Annotated in this window: 14 protein-coding genes; 3 read left to right on the top strand and 11 right to left on the bottom strand. The window is 72.5% G+C overall.

Going from position 1 to position 16,120, the window contains the following annotated elements; genetic code table 11:
* Nucleotides 1-14 precede the first annotated feature (14 nt).
* From EV670_RS05925 to EV670_RS05955, 7 genes are all read right to left on the bottom strand, one after another.
* The gene (locus EV670_RS05925) at nt 15-221 is read right to left on the bottom strand and encodes a type II toxin-antitoxin system antitoxin (protein ID WP_130430846.1); all 207 of its coding nucleotides are present in this window, start codon (nt 219-221) and stop codon (nt 15-17) included.
* A 24-nt stretch (nt 222-245) separates the two neighbouring features.
* The gene (locus EV670_RS05930) at nt 246-1,145 is read right to left on the bottom strand and encodes an SPFH domain-containing protein (RefSeq protein ID WP_130430847.1); all 900 of its coding nucleotides are present in this window, start codon (nt 1,143-1,145) and stop codon (nt 246-248) included.
* 79 nt (nt 1,146-1,224) lie between these two features.
* Nucleotides 1,225-2,349, bottom strand: a complete 1,125-nt coding sequence (locus tag EV670_RS05935) for a lipocalin-like domain-containing protein (protein WP_130430848.1) — start codon at nt 2,347-2,349, stop codon at nt 1,225-1,227.
* A complete protein-coding gene (locus EV670_RS05940; protein ID WP_130430849.1) occupies nt 2,349-4,907 on the bottom strand; it encodes an FtsX-like permease family protein in 2,559 nt (852 codons plus the stop codon). The genes EV670_RS05935 and EV670_RS05940 overlap by 1 nt, the downstream gene beginning before the upstream one ends.
* A 16-nt stretch (nt 4,908-4,923) precedes the next feature.
* Complete coding sequence (locus EV670_RS05945; protein ID WP_130430952.1) at nt 4,924-5,586, bottom strand: ABC transporter ATP-binding protein; 663 nt, start codon at nt 5,584-5,586, stop codon at nt 4,924-4,926.
* A gap of 8 nt (nt 5,587-5,594) precedes the next feature.
* Nucleotides 5,595-6,554, bottom strand: a complete 960-nt coding sequence (miaA, locus tag EV670_RS05950) for a tRNA (adenosine(37)-N6)-dimethylallyltransferase MiaA (protein WP_130430850.1) — start codon at nt 6,552-6,554, stop codon at nt 5,595-5,597.
* A 94-nt stretch (nt 6,555-6,648) separates the two neighbouring features.
* Nucleotides 6,649-7,905 carry a multidrug effflux MFS transporter gene (locus EV670_RS05955; RefSeq protein WP_130430851.1) on the bottom strand — a complete coding sequence of 419 codons (1,257 nt, stop codon included), beginning with the start codon at nt 7,903-7,905 and terminating at the stop codon, nt 6,649-6,651.
* A gap of 129 nt (nt 7,906-8,034) precedes the next feature.
* On the opposite strand from EV670_RS05955, the gene EV670_RS05960 reads away from it, so the two are divergent.
* Nucleotides 8,035-8,448, top strand: coding sequence for a PA2779 family protein (locus tag EV670_RS05960; protein WP_130430852.1), 414 nt, complete (start codon nt 8,035-8,037; stop codon nt 8,446-8,448).
* A 23-nt stretch (nt 8,449-8,471) separates the two neighbouring features.
* Nucleotides 8,472-9,443, top strand: a complete 972-nt coding sequence (locus EV670_RS18650; RefSeq protein WP_165393252.1) for a PA2778 family cysteine peptidase — start codon at nt 8,472-8,474, stop codon at nt 9,441-9,443.
* A gap of 287 nt (nt 9,444-9,730) precedes the next feature.
* On the opposite strand, the gene EV670_RS05970 is transcribed toward EV670_RS18650, so the two are convergent.
* From EV670_RS05970 to mutL, 4 genes are all read right to left on the bottom strand, one after another.
* A complete protein-coding gene (locus tag EV670_RS05970) occupies nt 9,731-10,300 on the bottom strand; it encodes a cysteine dioxygenase family protein (protein ID WP_130430853.1) in 570 nt (189 codons plus the stop codon).
* Between the two features lie 20 nt (nt 10,301-10,320).
* Entirely contained in the window at nt 10,321-10,932 is a 612-nt protein-coding gene (locus EV670_RS05975; protein ID WP_130430854.1) for a pyridoxamine 5'-phosphate oxidase family protein, read from the bottom strand.
* A gap of 19 nt (nt 10,933-10,951) precedes the next feature.
* On the bottom strand, nt 10,952-12,235 hold the full coding sequence (locus EV670_RS05980; RefSeq protein ID WP_130430855.1) for a pseudouridine synthase: 1,284 nt from the start codon (nt 12,233-12,235) through the stop codon (nt 10,952-10,954).
* Nucleotides 12,236-12,337: 102 nt separating this feature from the next.
* Nucleotides 12,338-14,164 carry a DNA mismatch repair endonuclease MutL gene (gene mutL, locus EV670_RS05985; protein ID WP_130430856.1) on the bottom strand — a complete coding sequence of 609 codons (1,827 nt, stop codon included), beginning with the start codon at nt 14,162-14,164 and terminating at the stop codon, nt 12,338-12,340.
* Nucleotides 14,165-14,257: 93 nt separating this feature from the next.
* On the opposite strand from mutL, the gene EV670_RS05990 reads away from it, so the two are divergent.
* The gene (locus EV670_RS05990; protein WP_130430857.1) at nt 14,258-15,919 is read left to right on the top strand and encodes a cation:proton antiporter; all 1,662 of its coding nucleotides are present in this window, start codon (nt 14,258-14,260) and stop codon (nt 15,917-15,919) included.
* Nucleotides 15,920-16,120 lie beyond the last annotated feature (201 nt).

Here is a 16,120-nt window from a genome sequence, read left to right on the forward strand (position 1 = left end):
CGCGCCCGCGCCGCTCAGCGGCGCGGCCTTGGTGGCGGTGTGAGGCCGGCGTCGGTCGCCGGCGTGCGGCCGGCGCGCCCACGCTGGCGCAGCGCATCGCGCAGCAGGTACTCGACCTGGGCGTTTGCGCTGCGCAGCTCCTGCGCGGCCAGGCGCTCGATCTCGACCCAGAGATCGGGATCGATGCGCAGCAGGAAGGGCTTCTTGCCGGGGCTGGCCATGCGGGCTTCGGAGGGCGCGAGCGCTCAGCTGTAGAGCGTGCCGGCGTTGACGATCGGTTGCGCGTCCTTGTCGGAGCACAGCACGACCAGCAGGTTCGAGACCATCGCCGCCTTGCGCTCGTCGTCGAGCGTGACGATGCCGTTGTCCGACAGGCCCTTGAGCGCCGCGCCGACCATGCTGACCGCGCCGTGCACGATCTTGGCGCGGGCGCTGATGATCGCCTCGGCCTGCTGGCGCCGCAGCATGACCTGCGCGATCTCGGGCGCGTAGGCCAGGTGGGTCAGCTTGGCGTCCTGCACCTCGACGCCAGCCGCCGCGAAGCGGGCCTGCAACTCGGTGCGCAGCGCGATCGAAACCTCCTCGAGCCCGCTGCGCAGCGTGATCTCGGCCGAGTCGACGTCGTCGCCCTCGTCGTAGGCGTACATCGAGGCCAGGTGGCGCAGCGCCGCCTCGGCCTGGATCTTGACGTAGAGCTCGTAGTCGTCGATCTCGAACACTGCCTGCGCGGTATCGCGCACCCGCCAGACCACGGCCGCGCTGATCTCGACCGGGTTGCCGCGCTTGTCGTTGACCTTGAGCGTGGGCGCATTGAGGTTGCGCGAGCGCAGCGAGATGCGACGCTTGAGGTAGAGCGGATTGGCCCAGCGCAGTCCCTCGCTGCGATCGGTGCCCTGGTAGCGGCCGAAGAGCGTGAGGATCGCCGCCTCGTTGGGCTGCAGCATGTAGAGCCCGATCAGCACCAGCACCGCGCCGGCTGCCAGCGCGATGGCCAGCGTGGCCCAGGCCGGCGGCAGCCGATCGTTGGCGAGCATGAAGACGGTCCAGGCGGCGCCAAGCACAAGTCCGAGCGCCACCGCCACCATCAGGTAGCCGTCGGCCGATTTCAGCACTCGCTCCATGCGTACGCGGGCGGGGGCGATCATGGTTGGCTCCTCGTTGTATAAAATTGAAGTGATATCAATTTAATTTCAGGCAACGAAGCCGTCAAGCCTTGGTCGGCGGCTAGAGCCGGAGCCGGCCCGCGTAGCCCGTCATCTCGAGGTAGCCGCGCCCGACGCGTGCCTCGTGCGCGTCGCGCAGTTCGCTCAAACCCTCCCAGTACGCGGTGCCGGCCGACGAGCGGCTGTCGAGTTCCTGGGCATCGAAGGCCGCGACCAGCAGGTGCGTGCCGAGCGGCGACTCGATGCGCCATTCGACCGGGTAGCTTGCGCCGGTGGCGGCGCTGGTCCAGCGGCGCAGCGGCGTGAAGCGCAGCTCCCCGGGCGCGAAGGTCCGCACCGCGCCGCCGCGCGGGCGATGGCTGCCACCGGCCCAGAGCGCGCTGCCATCGGCACGGCGCAGCTGGAACACGGTCAGCGCGCCGCCGTCGTCGAGGTTGATGCCGGCCCAGTCCCAGCCGACCGCCGTTGGTGGCAGCAGCGCGTCGCTCCACTCATGGTCGAGCCAGCCGGTGCCTGTCACCGGCTCGCGGCGACCGTTGCGCTCGAGCGTGCCGTGCACCGCGAGCTGCGGCTCGCTGAGATAGAGGCTGGCATGCGCGGGATCGGGGCCCTTGCGTGACCACCCAGCCTCGCCCTGCAGCAGCACCGGCTGGGTGGCGTCGAAGCGCAGCTGGAGCGCGAAGTCGGGCGTGCGAACCGCGCTCGTGTAGCGATGGGCACTGCTCGCGTCGATGGCATCAGCGTGCGGCGGGCCATGGCGTTGCAGCGCCCAGTCGCGCAGCCGCACGTCGGTGTCGCCGAGCTTCGCCTCGGCGATGCCGAAGCCGGCGCGCGCGATGCGTTGCGCATGCAGGTGGCGCTTGGCTTGCAGATCGCTCAGCGCCGCGTGGGCGAACAGCACCTGGCTCGCGGCGAAGCGGCTCGGATGATCGGGCGCGACCTCGCCGCGCGAGCGTAAGAAGGTGATCTGGAAGCCATGCGTGGGATCGGCGGCAGCCCCGGCCTGCAGCCAGCCGGTCAGGTACCACCACTCGATGCCGGTCGCGGGATGGGCGCCAAAGTCGCGTGGCAGCGCGATCGGCAGGGTCCGGCGCAGCTCGTCGGAAGTCGCCGCGTTGGCGCGCGTGCGGCTCAACGCGGCGGTCGCCAGCGCCAGCCACGCGCGCCGCGATAGGAGGGGCCGCATCACCAGTCCTCCTTCACCGCCAGCACCGCATCCTGGCGCGCGGCGTGGCGAGCCGCGAGCGTCGCGCTCAACGTGCCGGCCAGCGCCACCGCCGCCGCCAGCAGCGCCAGCCGCAGCGCCGGCAACTGCAGTTCCATGGTCCAGTGAAAGCTCTGCGGATTCACCACGTGCACCAGCACCACCGAGACCGCGATGCCGAGCAGCAGGCCGAGCAGCGCGCCGGCCGCGCTCCACAGCGCCGCCTCGCCGGCCACCACCAGCAGCACCTGCGCGCGCGTGAAGCCGAGGTGGCGCAACAGGCCGAACTCGCGCCTGCGCGCCAGCACCTGGGCCGAGACGCTGGCGGCGATGCCGAGCAGGCCGATCGCGATCGCCACCGCCTGCAGCCAGTAGGTCACGGCGAAGCTGCGGTCGAAGATGCGCAGCGAGATCGCGCGGATCTCGTCGGCGCGGGCAAATTCGAGCAGATCGCCACCGGGCAGCGCGCGCAGCGTCGCCTGCAGCTGCGGCACCTCGGCGCCGGGGACCAGCGTGATCGCGAGGTCGTTGACGCGGCGGTCGCCGCTGAGGCGAACGTAGTCCTCGCGGGCGATCGCGATCGCCCCTTGCTGGCGCGCGTAGTCGCGCCAGACGCCGCGCACGAAGGCGGTGGCGGTGCCAGCCGAGCCAATGGGCAGCGTGATCTCGCTGCCTGGCGTCGTGCCGTAGAGCGCCACCATTGCCTCGCTGACGTAGACCGAGACGCGGCCCTCGCGCGCCGGCAGCAGCTCGCCGACCAGCGGCAGGGCGCGCGCCGGGTCGACCAGAGAGCGCGCGATCAGCACCGGTGCCGGCCGCGCCGGATCGAGCGGCAATGGGCGCACGCGCTGGACCTGCAGCGAGGCGACGCCGGGCAGAGTGGAGGCGGCGCGCACGAACTCCTCCGGCAGCCAAACCGCCTCGGCCGCGCCCGAGGCCGCGGCGCTGCGCACGTAGAGGTCGGCCGGCAGCACCACGTCGAGCCACTCGGAGACGGCGTCGCGGAAGCTGGTGACCATCACCGTCAGTGCCACCGCCAGGCTCAGGCTCGCCACCACGCCCGCCATCGCGACGGTGGCGGCGGATCGCTCATGCCGCGCACGCTCCACCGCCAGCAACAGCAGCGGCGAGGCGATGCGCCGGCTCGCCGACGGCAGCAGTGACGCCACCACCAGCGGCACGCAGGCGATGCCACCGAACAGCAGCAGCGCCACCGAGGCGTAGGCCGCGAGCGGCAGCCCGGCGATCGGCGGCGCCAGCGCGAGCAGCGCGCCGGCGGCCATCAGCGCCGGTCCGAGCCAGGGTGCGCCGGCGTGATGCTCGACACCGCCCAGGCCCTTGAGCGCTCGTGCCGGTGCCAGCCGTTGCGCGGCGCGCGCCGGCAGCAAGCCGCCGACCAGCGCCGCCAGCACGCCGAGCGCGCCGTAGGCCAGCGCCGCGGCGCCCGACCACTGCAGGGCCGGCGCGACGCCGGCGAAGTAGCCGCCTCCCAGATCGCCGCCGAGCACGCGCAGCGCCACCGACGCCAGCGCAGCACCGAGCGCCAGGCCGAGTACGCTGCCGACGATGCCGAGCAGCGCCGCCTCGGCCAGCACCAGCAGCAGCCGCTCGCGCGCGGCCAGGCCGAGCACGCCGAGCAGGGCGAATTGCGGCATGCGGCGCGCGACCGACAGCCACAGCACCGAGTAGACGAGAAAGGCGCCGGTGAACAGCGCCACCAACGCCAGCACGGTGAGGTTCACGCGATAGGCGCGCGAGACGTTGGACAGCTTCTGCGTCGAGCTGCCGGGTTCGACCAGATGCAGGCCGGGACCGAAGCGGGCCGCGAGCATCGGCTCGACCTCGGCCCGGAAGGCCGCCGCATCGGCGCCCGGCACCAGTCGCAGGTCGACGCGCGACAGGCGTCCCAGGCGACCGAACAGCGCCTGCGCGCCGGCGATGTCGATCACCGCCAGCGGCGCAGCGGCAACCGCGACGCTGCCGCCATCGCGCAGCGTGTGCAGGGCGAGGCCGCTCTGCACACGCAGGGGCTCCGAGCTCGTGGCCCGCTCGCGCCCGAGCGCGGCACGCGCCGCGGGGTTGAGGAACAGCGTTCCAGGGTCGAGCATCGCCAGCCGCGGCGCATCGTCGTCGGCGCGCGGCAGCAGGCCCGGTGCGAGTGCCGGCGCCACCAGCGCGTCCAGGCCGAGCACGCGCAGCGGGTGGCGCTTGCCGTCCGCGCCGAGCGCAAGCGTCTCGACCTCCACCACCGGCGAGGCGATCGCCACGCGTGCATCGAGCGCCAGCAAGGCGTAGGCCGCTTCGTCGAAGCTGCCGCCATCGGCGCGCAGTTCGAGGTCGGGTTCGCCGTTGACGCTGCGCACCGCGGCGCCGAACTCGGCCAGCGCCGAGGCGTTGATCAGCTGCACCGAGAAGGCCAGCGCCACACCGAGCATCACCGCCAGCAGCGCGCTGGCGTGGCGCGCCGGGTGCTGGCGCAGCTCGGGCAGCCACAACGTGCGCAGCAGCTCTGGCAGCGACGGGCTCGATGCGGCGGCCATGCGGCGGCTCCCGCGATCAATCGGCGGCGCGCAGGCCGTTTGGCGTGAGCAGCAGCACGCGGTCGGCGCGCGCGGCCGCGGCACGTGAATGGGTCACCAGCACGCAGGCCGCGCCCTCGTGGCGCACCTGCGCGACGAGCGTGTCGAGCACGCGCTCGGCGGTGCCGGGGTCGAGGTTGCCGGTCGGCTCGTCGGCCAGGATCAGGCGCGGCCGGTGCACCAGCGCGCGCGCGATCGCCACGCGTTGCAGCTGGCCGCCCGAGAGCTGCTGCGGCAGCCTGTGGCCGAGACCTTCGAGGCCGACCGCGGCCAGCATCGCCTCGACCCGCGCCGCATCGTCGCGGCCGAGCAGCTTGAGCGGCAGCGCGACGTTGTCGTGCACGCGCAGGTGCGGCAGCACGTGGAAGGCCTGGAACACGAAGCCGAGCTTCTCGCGCCGCAGCCGCGCCTGCGCCGGCTCGGGCAGCGCGTGCACGTCCTCGCCGTCGAGGAGCACGCGGCCGGCGTCGATGGTGTCGAGGCCGGCGATCGCGTTGAGCAGCGTCGACTTGCCGACGCCGGATTCGCCGAGCAGCGCGACGAATTCGCCGGCCTGCACCTGCAGAGAAACGCCGTCGAAGACCGGCACCACGCCGCCATCGCCGGTGTAGCGCTTGGCGATGGCTTCGACTTGAAGCAGCGGCACCGTCACGGCGCGGCCTCGCCAAGCAGCCGGCGCGCGAGCGCGGTCGCCTGCGCCGGCGCGTCGGCGGCCTCGGCCGGCACGACATGGCGCCAGGGCATCGCGCGCAGCCAGGTGAGCTGGCGCTTGGCGAGTTGGCGGGTGGCGGCGATGCCGGTCTCGCGCAGCACGGCGAGGTCGGGCGGGTCGTGGCGCTCGAGTTGCTCCCAGCCCTGGCGGTAGCCGACGCAGCGCATCGACGGCAGTTCCGCATGCAGGTCGCCACGGGCGCGCAGGGCGCGCAGCTCGTCGATGAAGCCGCTCGCCAGCATCGCGTCGAAGCGCTGCGCGATGCGCGCATGCAGCCAGGCGCGCTCGGTGGGTTCGAGCGAGATCAGCGCGGTGTCCTGCGGCGCGGTGGCCTCGCCCTCGAAGCGCCCGCTGTGAAAACTCGACAGCGGCCGGCCGCTGGCCTGCCAGACCTCGAGCGCGCGCGAGATGCGCTGCGCATCGTTCGCCGCCAGCCTCTGCGCGGTGATCGGATCGATCTTCGCCAGCTCGGCATGCAGCGCCGGCCAGCCCTCGCGCGCCGCGCGCTCGGCCAGCGCGGCGCGCAGCGCCGGCGGGGCGCTCGGCAGCGCATCGAGGCCATCGAACAGTGCCTTGAAGTAGAGCATCGTGCCGCCCACCAGCAGGGGCAGGGCGCCGCGCGCGCGAATCGCGGCCATCGCCGCGTTCGCATCGTGCACGAACCGCGCTGCCGAATAGCTCTGCGAGGGCTCGATCAGGTCGATCAGGTGGTGCGGCACGGCCGCCCGCTCGGCCGCGCTCGGCTTGGCGCTGCCGATGTCCATGCCGCGGTAGACCAGTGCCGAGTCGACGCTGACGATCTCGACCGGCCGCGCTAGCGATTCGGCCAGCGACAGCGCCGCCGCGGTCTTGCCGCTCGCCGTCGGACCGGCGAGGCACAGGTATCGAAGGTTCAATGGAGCCCCTCGTCCGACGGGTACGTCGGCCGGTCCCCCGAGGGGACGCGGGCCGGCTTGGGAGCGGCCCGGCGCTCGGCCCAAGACGTCGCTTTCATCCGACGCTCGCAGCCGCGGCAGCCGGGTCGCCGTGGCGCTGCACCAGCGTCCATGCGATCAGCGTCGTCACCAGCGCCCAGAAGCCCACCGCCAGCGTCATCGGCATCACCGTGCCGTCGAGCGCCACGCCGAGCCAGGCGCCGACGCCGAAGGCGCCCATCGCCAGCACGAAGCCGTTGAGCGCGGCCGCGGTGCCGGCCTCCTGCGGAAAGGGGCCGACCGCACCGGCCTGGCCACAGGGCTGGTGGATGCCATGGCCAAAGGCAAACAGCGCCTGCGGCAGCACGATCGCCCAGGCACTGTGCACGCCGGCCAGCGCGAGCCCGGCCATCGACAGGCCGCCGGCCAGCGTGAACACGCTGCCGCGCTTGACCGTGCCGCGCACGCCGTGGCGCGCGAGCCAGTGCCGGCAGGCAAAGGTGCCGCCCAGGTAGGCTACCGAACTCGAGGCCACCGCCAGCCCGTAGGCCACGCGTGACAAGCCCAGCACCTCGATGAAGACGAAGGACGAGGCGGCCAGGAAGGTGAACAGTCCGGCGTAGGTGGCGGTGGTCAGGCTGGCGAAGGCGAGAAAGGTGGGATCGCGCGCGATGCGACCGTAGGCGGCCAGCAGCGGTCCCGGCCGGGTGGCGGCCGGGTTCTTGCGCGGGATGGTCTCGGGCAGCGCGAGCACGATGAAGGCCAGCGTCGCCACCGCGAACAGCCACAGCACGACGAAGGCGGCGCGCCAGCCGAAGGCGGTGACCACCAGCCCGCCGAGCAGCGGGCTGCTCAGCGCGATCACGCCCAGGCCCGAGAGCCCCTGGCTCAGCACCCGCATGCCGTCGCGCGGCACGAACAGGTCGCGCACCATCGCCCGCGCACAGACCACCGCTGCCGCCATGCACAGGCCCTGCAGCACGCGCCACGCGACCAGCGCCTCGATGCCCGGCGCCAGCAGGCAGCCGATGGCCGACACGGCGTAGCCGAGGAGCCCGCCGATCAGCACCGGTCGGCGGCCGATGCGGTCGGCCAGCGGGCCGAGCAGCAACTGGCCGAAGCCGAAGGCCAGCAGCAGCGCCGACAAGGTGAGCTGCACCCCGCTCATCGAAGCGCCGAGCTCGGCCTTGATGCCGGGCAGGGCAGGCAGGTAGAGGTCGGTGGTCAGCGGCTGCAGGCCGAGGCAGACCGCCAGCGCCCAGACCACGACCGCCGGCGATGGCCGCGCCACGGGGGCGGGCAGGGTCGCGGGCGGAACAGCGTTCTCGGGCATCGGGCGAGGGTAACAAAGGCTCGCAACTTGGCACGGATGCGGGTCGAGCCGGACCTTTGGCGACCGGTAGCATTGCTGGCTTCGCGCCGCTGGCGCCCACCAAACCAAGCACCACCGAGGAGACCTCACATGAACAAGTTTCGCCGCGCCTTCCTGACGCTGCTGATGGCCAGCCTGAGCTACGCCGGCATGCTGCAGAGCGCGCACGCCGCGCTGATCGGCACCGAGGCCGTGGCCGCCGCGCAGGCGCAGGTCGCGCCGGTCGACGCCGCCGATGCCCGCACGAAAGTACTGGCTCAGCTCGATCGCCCCGAACTCGTGCAGGCCCTGGCCGAGCGCGGCGTCGACATCGAGGCCGCGCGTGCCCGCGTCGCCGGCCTCGGCGATGCGGACGTGCAGCAATTGGCGCAGATGATCGACAGCGCCCCGGCCGGCGCCTCGGCCGACATCCTCGGCGTGCTGGTCTTCATCTTCGTGCTGCTGCTGGTCACCGACATCCTCGGCCTGACCAAGGTGTTCCCGTTCACGCGGTCGGTGCGCTGAACAAGGAATCCCGGAGGCAGACCATGCAGCGCCTGCTGGCGGCACTGGCAAGCACGGCGGCGGCCTGGCTGCTGGCCGGCTGCGCCGGCGTGCCACTGGCCGGCCCCGAGCAGGTCGCGCCGGTGGCCGAGCTGAGCCGCACGCCGCACTTCGCGCAGCAGGAGCGTCAGTGCGGCCCGGCCGTGCTGGCCACGCTGCTGGCCAGCGCCGGCGTGCGAGACGCGGGCGGCGCGACGATCACGCCGCAGACGCTCGAGCCCGAGGTCTACCTGCCGGCTCGTGGTGGCAGCCTGCAGATCGAGATGCTGGCCGCGGCGCGGCGCCATGGCGCCTTTGCGGTGCCGGTGCCGGGCACGGTGGCGGCGGTGGCCGACGAACTGCGCGCCGGCCATCCGGTGGCGGTGCTGCTCAACCTCGGGCTGCCGGTCGCGCCGCTGTGGCACTACGCGGTGGTGGTCGGCGTCGAGGACGGTGGCGCGCGCCTCGTGCTGCGCTCCGGTGCCAGCGAGCGCATGGTGATGAGCCGCTTCACTTTCGAGCAGACCTGGGCTCGCAGCGGTCGCTGGGCCTTCGTGGCGACAGTCGTTGGCGACCTGCCGGTGGCAGCCGACGAGGCGGCGCTGGTGGCGGCGGCGGTGGCCTTCGAGCGGGCGGCGCCGGCGGCCGAGGCGGTGAAGGCCTATGCGGCCGTGGTGGCGCGCCATCCGGGCAACCTGACCGCGGCGATCGGGCTGGGCAACGCGCGCGCCGCGGCGGGTGACGTCGCCGGCGCCATCGTCGCCTTCGAGGCCGCCGCGCGCCGCTTCGACAGCGCGCCGGCCTGGATCAACCTGGCGCAACTGCGGCTGGAGCGTGGCGACGTGCCGGGGGCCGCCGATGCGGCGGAGCGGGCGCTTCGGCGCAGCCGCGAAGACGAACCGCGCTGGGCCGATGAAGCTGCGGCGGTCGTCGCGGCGGCGACGCTCGCGTCGAGGCCAGGGCAGGCCACGCGCTGAGGGCCACCGGCCCTAGCAGGCTGTTGAAATACCCCCAGGGGGCCGCGGCCGGTCTCTGCGGGATGAGCGGCAAGGCGCAGGCCGCAGCGAGGGCTCGACGCCCTCGCAAGGGCTGCAACGCCGCCGATCGCCCGCAGAGACCCGCCCCGAAGGGTTCGCGAGATAACAGGCACGCCGCGTCGTTGGCCTGCTCGGCTGTCGTACGTGCAGTACGACCTTCGCAGTCCGCCTAGCAGCGAGCCTGTTCTCTCGCGAACGCGACCCCCTGCGGGTACTTCAACAGCCTGCTAGCTCTCGTTGTGGGCGACTTCGATGCGCCGACGCGTGCGCGCGGCTACGTCGTAGATGTTGAAGTTGCTCATGGTCCTGCCGTAGAGATGCAGGCTGACGGCGCGCGAGCGCTCCATGGGAACGCCGGTGACATGGATGTGGTCCGGGTTCGGCACGAAACTCGTCACGGCACCATGCCGCAACAGGACCGTACCGCCGCGCGCCAGGTCGATCTCCTCGTCGGCGCCACGATCCGGCGACAGCCGGACGTAGCTGCGCTCCTCCAGCACGCCTTCCACGACCCCGACGACGCCCCAGCTGCCATGGTCGTGCACGGGAGTCCACTGGCCCGGAAGCCAGACGATCGCGTACAGCGAGAGGCTCGCATCGGGAGCATCGAAGATGAGATTGCGGGTGTAGCCCGCGGCGCTGCTGCGATAGTGCTGCGGCTGCAGGAAGGTGCGGGCCTGGTCGATCAGGTCGAGCATCAGCGGCGCCAGCGCAAGCACGCAGTCGGCGGCATCGGCCTGCAGGCGGCTGCGGGCGGTGGCCTCAGCGATGAAGGCGTCGAGGGCGGGGACGGTCATGGGTGGATCGTGTTGCTGGCTCAGGGCTCGCGCGTGCCATCGCCACGGTCGCGCGGCGGGAGCGCGTCACGAAAGACATCGAAGCTCTTCCACGCCGGGACGGGTGGCGTGTACTCAGGGCGCGGTGCATAGGCCGAGTGTTCGACAAGCTGCATCTTGTGCAGGTAGCGAGGGCAGTTCGGGAAGATCCTGGACGCCGTGACACGAACGATGAAGACGGAGCCCGGGAAGTCGGCGCGCAGAGGATCGTCTTGCGTGACCCGAGCCGTGCCGTTCACGCGAAGCCGCTTCGATTGCTCGAAGTCCAGGAACAGCAGCCCGACATGCGGGTTGACGAGCGCGTTGCCCCAGGTCCGGTACATGCCATTTCCGTCGTAGTCGGGAATGGCCAGCGTGCGGTCGTCCAGGACCCGCACGAAGCCGGGCAGGCCACCCTTGTAGGAGCAATCGGGATGGCCGTCGGCGTCCGCGGTGGCGATGAAGATCATCGGGCATCGCTGGATGAACGCGCGGTCCTCTTCGGTGAAGGCCGTGCGAACCGTGACCTGCTCCAGGCGGTCGGCGAGAGCCCGCGTTTCACGCGCGTCCTGCAGCCGTCGCATTCCGTCGTGGTACATGGGATCGTCAGCCATGATTCCTCCCGCGCGGAGCTCAGAACTTCTCCCAGCCCGTCAGGTAGCGCCACTGCCCCAGTGGCAGGTCGCCCAGCACGATGCGGCCGATGCGCACGCGCCGCAGGCCGATCACTTTGAGCCCGACCAGTTCGCACATGCGGCGGATCTGGCGCTTTTTTCCTTCGCGCAGCACGAAGCGCAGCTGCTGCTCGTTCTGCCACGACACGCGGGCCGGCTTGAGCGCTTCGCCATCGAGCACCAGGCCGTGGCGCAACTGCGCGAGCATCTCGGCCGGCACTGTGTGCATCAGGTTCATCACATCCGGATGCGCGAGCCAGCTCACGCGCACCAGGTACTCCTTCTCCACGTCGGAGTCGGCACCGATGAGCTGCTTGGCGACGCGGCCGTCCTGCGTCAGCACCAGCAGGCCGGTGGAGTCGATGTCGAGCCGGCCGGCCGGCGCCAGCCCGCGCAGCTGGCCGGGGTGGAAGCGCAGGCCGCTGCCGTCGCCGGCCCAGTGGGTCTCGGCGCGGATCAGCGAGGCCGCGCTCTCGTAGCCGTCCTCGGGCTGGCCGCTGACCCAGCCGATCGGCTTGTTGATGAGGATCGTCACCCGCTGCGCCTGCTGCTGGCTCGCGATCGGGTCGACCTCGACCTTCTGGTCAGGGCGCACGCGGGCGCCGAGCTGGTCGACCACCACGCCGTCGACGCGCACCCAGCCGGCCGCGATCCACTCGTCGGCCTCGCGCCGCGAGGCCAGGCCGAGTTCGCTCATGCGCTTGGAAAGCCGCGGTAGCTCGGCGCCATGTTCGGCTCGATGCGGCTGGTGCGGCTTGCCGCCGCGTGCCGGGCCGACGTCCTCGTCGTCGTGCAGCAACGCGCGCAGCTTCAGCGCCTCGGGCGGGATGCGCGCCGGCGCAGCCGGCCGTGGCGGCGTGGGCCCGCGTTGCTGCGAGGGGCGTGACGGTCCCCGCTCCAGCGGCGGCGCCGACCGCACCTGGGGCCGGCTGTCACGCGGTTCGAAGGGACCGAAACCCGAGTTGCCGAAGCCCGAGGGCGGGCCGACGTCGCGCACCGGCGCGCGGCGCGGCGAGGGCGATGCGCCGCGCGGTGGCGCGGGCCGCTCGTCGCGGCGGTCGACCGGCGGCCGTTGTTGATGTTGCTGCTGAGGCTGATGCGCGGCGCGTTGCGCCTGCGCCTCGGCCAGCGTGGTGCGCTCACGGTGCGCGTTCTTGCCGCGCACCGGCGCGCGCCTCGGACCCGCCGGGTCGTCGCGAGCGGCGGGTGCATTCTTCTTGGGTGGGAGTTTGATCGTGGCCATCAAGGCCTCCTGGATACAGCTTCAGCGCCCGCCGGGCCGCCCCAAGGGCGCTGAGCGCCCCCTCGGGGGGCAGCGATCGCAGTGAGCGTGGGGGTTCATGGATCAGCGGCCCCGCATGAACAGCGCGTCGAGTTCCTTCAGCGTCACCTGGCGCCAGGTCGGGCGGCCGTGGTTGCACTGGTCGGCGCGTTCGGTGGCTTCCATGTCGCGCAGCAGCGCGTTCATCTCGGCCAGCGTGAGCTGGCGGTTGGCGCGCACCGCGCCGTGGCAGGCCATGGTCGAGAGGATCTCGTGCTGCGCGCGCTCGATCGCCTGGCTGGCCTCGAAGCCGCCCAACTCGGCCAGCACCGCGCGCGCCAGTTCGACCACGTCGCCGCCGGCCAGCGCCGCCGGACGCGCGCGCACGGCCAGCACTCCGGGCGACAGCGGCGCGATGTCGAGTCCGAGTCGCGCCAGCGAGGGGCCCTGATGAGCCTCGGCGGTGGCGATCTCGGTCGGCGTGGCGGCGAAGGTGGCCGGGATCAGCAAGGGCTGCGACTCGATCGCCGCCGCGCCCAGGCTCTTCTTGAGCCGCTCGTAGACCACGCGTTCGTGCGCGGCATGCATGTCGACGATCACCAGCCCGTGCCGGTTCTCGGCCAGCACCCAGACGCCACCGAGCTGGGCCAAGGCCTTGCCGAGCGGCCAGTCATGGGCTTCGGCTTCGGCGACCGCTGCTGCCGGCGCGGCGATCGTCGACGCGGGCGGCCAGCGCGGTGCCGGCTCGCGCGCGTCGAGCACGAAGGCCGCTGGCGCTGTCTCTTCCCAGGCCAGGCCCGCCTGCGTGGACAGGGGCGGAGCGATCGCCTGCTGCGTCGGCAGCGGCGTCGGTGCGGCCGCCGGCAACAGCGCCGCGCCCTCGGCCCGGCCCGGCGCCAGCGCCGTCTCGATCGCGCGCCGCACCGCCTGGTGCACCTCGCGGCCATCGCGGAAGCGGACCTCGATCTTGGTCGGGTGCACGTTGACGTCGACGCGCTCGGGCGCGATCTCGATGTGCAGCAGGTAGGCCGGCTGGCGGCCGCCGTGCAGCACGTCCTCGTAGGCGCTGCGCGCGGCATGCGCGATCAGCTTGTCGCGCACGAAGCGGCCGTTGACATAGACGTACTGGTGGTCGCTGCGGGCGCGCGCCGAATCGGGCGAGCCGGCGCGACCGCTGATCGAAAGCGGTCCGGCCTGCAGCGTGAGGGCGCGGCTGGCGTCGACGAAGTCGGCGCCGAGCACGTCGCGCGCACGCTGCTCGATCGATGCCGTGGCACGCCACTGCTCGACCAGCCGCCCCTCGTGCCAGACCGCAAAGCCCACCTGGGGCCGCGCCAGCGCGTGGCGGCGCACGGCCTCGATGCAATGGGCCAGCTCGGTGGCGTCGGTCTTGAGGAACTTGCGCCGCGCCGGCGTCGCGAAGAACAGCTCGCGCACCTCGACCGTGGTGCCGACCGCGCGCGCGCTCGGATTGAGCTCGCCGGAGCGGCCTTCGAGCCGCGTGGCATGGGCGTCGCTGTCGGTGCGGCTGGCGATCGACAGCTCCGAGACCGAGGCGATCGCCGCCAGCGCCTCGCCGCGAAAGCCCATGGTCGCGACGTTCTCCAGCTCGGAGAGGTTACCGATCTTGCTGGTCGCGTGGCGCTTGAGCGCCAGCGGCAGGTCGGCCGCCGGGATGCCGGCGCCGTCGTCCTCGACCACGATGCGCCTCACGCCGCCGGCCTCGAGCTTGACCGTCACCTGCCGCGCACCGGCATCGAGCGCGTTGTCGACCAGCTCGCGCACCACCGAGGCCGGGCGTTCGACCACCTCGCCGGCGGCGATCTGGCTCACCAGCTCGTCGGGCAGTTCACGGATCGGGCGCCGGCCGCCCGCGGCCTGGGGCAGGAGGGGCTCGAGGCGGGCATTCATCGAGCCGATTCTACGGATCGGCCTGCTGGCAGGCTGTTGAAGTACCCGCCGCAGCCCCTAGGGGCACTTCAATAGCCTGCTAAGGTCTTGCCCATGCACGATCTGACCCTGGTGATTACTCTCGCGGCCGCACTCGCGGTCGCGCTCGTTTTGGGCGGCCTGACGCAGCGCCTGGGCCTGTCGACGCTGGTCGGTTACATGGCCGCGGGCATCCTGGTCGGGCCCAACACGCCCGGTTTCGTGGCCGACCAGGCGCTGGCCTCGCAGCTGGCCGAGATCGGCGTGGTGCTGCTGATGTTCGGCGTCGGCATGCATTTCCACCCGCGCGAACTGCTGCGCGTCTGGCGCATCGCGCTGCCGGGCGCGGTGGCGCAGAGTGCGGTGGCGGCACTGGCCGGCTGGGCGCTGGCGCGCAGCTTCGGCTGGTCGAACGCCGCCGGCCTGATCTTCGGCATGGCGCTGGCGGTGGCCAGCACCGTGGTGCTGACGCGGATGCTGGTCGAGCGGCAACGGCTGTCCTCGCGCGACGGCCATGTCGCGATCGGCTGGCTGATCGTCGAGGACCTGTTCACGGTGGTCGCGCTGGTGGTGCTGCCGGTGGTGGCCGCCGGCGGCGCCGACGCCACGCCGACCGCCGAGCACGGCTCGCTGGTGGCGCTGGCGCTGGCCAAGGTCCTGCTGTTCGCGCTGCTGGTACTGGTGCTGGGCTCGCGGCTGGCGCACCGCCTGCTCGAGGGCACCGCCGCGGCCGGCGGCGGCGCGCCCGGCGGCGAGCTGTTCACGCTCGCGGTCTTCGTCATCGCGCTCGGCGTGGCGGCGCTGGCGGCCGAGGTCTTTCACGTCTCGGTTGCGCTCGGTGCCTTCTTCGCCGGGCTGGTGGTCGGCCAGTCGCGCTTCGGGCCGCAGGCGGCGGTCGAGATCGGCGCCTTTCGCGACGTGTTCACCGCGCTGTTCTTCGTCTCGGTCGGCATGCTCTTCGACCCGAGCTTCGTGCTGCGCGAGCCGATGATGGTGTTGGCGGTGCTGGCGATCGTCATGCTGCTCAAACCGGCGATCGCGGTGCTGATCGTTCTGCTGATGCGCGACACGCCGCGCACCGCGGCCACGGTCGGCGTGGGCCTGGCGCAGATCGGCGAGTTCTCGTTCATCCTGGCCAGCCTCGGCCTGGGCATGGGCGTCCTGCCGCGCGAGGCCTTCGACGCGCTGGTGGTGGCGGCGATCGTCTCGATCGCGCTCAATCCGTTGCTGTTCCGCTGGGTCGAGAAGCTGCTGCCCGCCGAGCGCCTGGCCACCGCCGACGACGAAGCGGCGCCGGCCTCGAGCCTGGCGCCGTCGGCCCTGGGCGGCGCGACCCCGGTGCTGCTGGTCGGTGGCGGCGCGCTCGGTGGCCGCGTGCTGCGGCGGCTGGCCGGCGCCGGCGTGCCGCTGACGCTGCTGCGGCCGCAGGCCGCCGGCGCGCTCGACGCGCTGCCGGCCGGCGTCAGCCAGCTCATCGGCGACGTCGCCGACCCCAAGTTGCTCGAGGCCGCCGGTGTGCGCCAGGCGCGCCTGATGGTGTTGGCCGACGGCACGCTGGCCGAGAAGATGCGTGTCTGCGGCAGCGCGCGCGAACTCAACCCGTGGCTGGCGATCGTCGGTGCCGCCAGCCACGACGCCGAGGCGGCCTGGCTGCGCGACTTCGGCGTCGACGATGTCTGCGACGCGCTCGACCAGCAGGCCGAGCAGGTGGCGCGCGCGGTGCGGGCGCGACTCTAGACCGACGAGGGATGGGCGCGTGCCGGCGGTCGGGAGTCAGGTCGAGTTTCCGTTCACGACTCTCTGCTGTCCTTCAGTTCGTCGCGGTCAACGTCAGCAACGCAGCGAGGCCGTGTGAAAACGCCTTGAATCCTGCTTGATTCTTGCTACGACATAGCAAGCCGCAGGAGGGTTTGTGATGTCGAGATTCATCGTGGGCGC

It is taken from the genome of Rivibacter subsaxonicus (assembly GCF_004217215.1).
Classification (GTDB): domain Bacteria; phylum Pseudomonadota; class Gammaproteobacteria; order Burkholderiales; family Burkholderiaceae_C; genus Rivibacter; species Rivibacter subsaxonicus.

Excerpts from the sequence above, each read along its gene's own strand:
- EV670_RS05925 (WP_130430846.1), bottom strand. The coding sequence starts at position 221 with ATGGCCAGCCCCGGCAAGAAGCCCTTCCTGCTGCGCATCGATCCCGAT.
- EV670_RS05930 (WP_130430847.1), bottom strand. The coding sequence starts at position 1,145 with ATGATCGCCCCCGCCCGCGTACGCATGGAGCGAGTGCTGAAATCGGCC.
- EV670_RS05935 (WP_130430848.1), bottom strand. The coding sequence starts at position 2,349 with ATGCGGCCCCTCCTATCGCGGCGCGCGTGGCTGGCGCTGGCGACCGCC.
- EV670_RS05940 (WP_130430849.1), bottom strand. The coding sequence starts at position 4,907 with ATGGCCGCCGCATCGAGCCCGTCGCTGCCAGAGCTGCTGCGCACGTTG.
- EV670_RS05955 (WP_130430851.1), bottom strand. The coding sequence starts at position 7,905 with ATGCCCGAGAACGCTGTTCCGCCCGCGACCCTGCCCGCCCCCGTGGCG.
- EV670_RS05960 (WP_130430852.1), top strand. The coding sequence starts at position 8,035 with ATGAACAAGTTTCGCCGCGCCTTCCTGACGCTGCTGATGGCCAGCCTG.
- EV670_RS18650 (WP_165393252.1), top strand. The coding sequence starts at position 8,472 with ATGCAGCGCCTGCTGGCGGCACTGGCAAGCACGGCGGCGGCCTGGCTG.
- EV670_RS05970 (WP_130430853.1), bottom strand. The coding sequence starts at position 10,300 with ATGACCGTCCCCGCCCTCGACGCCTTCATCGCTGAGGCCACCGCCCGC.
- EV670_RS05975 (WP_130430854.1), bottom strand. The coding sequence starts at position 10,932 with ATGGCTGACGATCCCATGTACCACGACGGAATGCGACGGCTGCAGGAC.
- EV670_RS05980 (WP_130430855.1), bottom strand. The coding sequence starts at position 12,235 with ATGGCCACGATCAAACTCCCACCCAAGAAGAATGCACCCGCCGCTCGC.
- mutL (WP_130430856.1), bottom strand. The coding sequence starts at position 14,164 with ATGAATGCCCGCCTCGAGCCCCTCCTGCCCCAGGCCGCGGGCGGCCGG.
- EV670_RS05990 (WP_130430857.1), top strand. The coding sequence starts at position 14,258 with ATGCACGATCTGACCCTGGTGATTACTCTCGCGGCCGCACTCGCGGTC.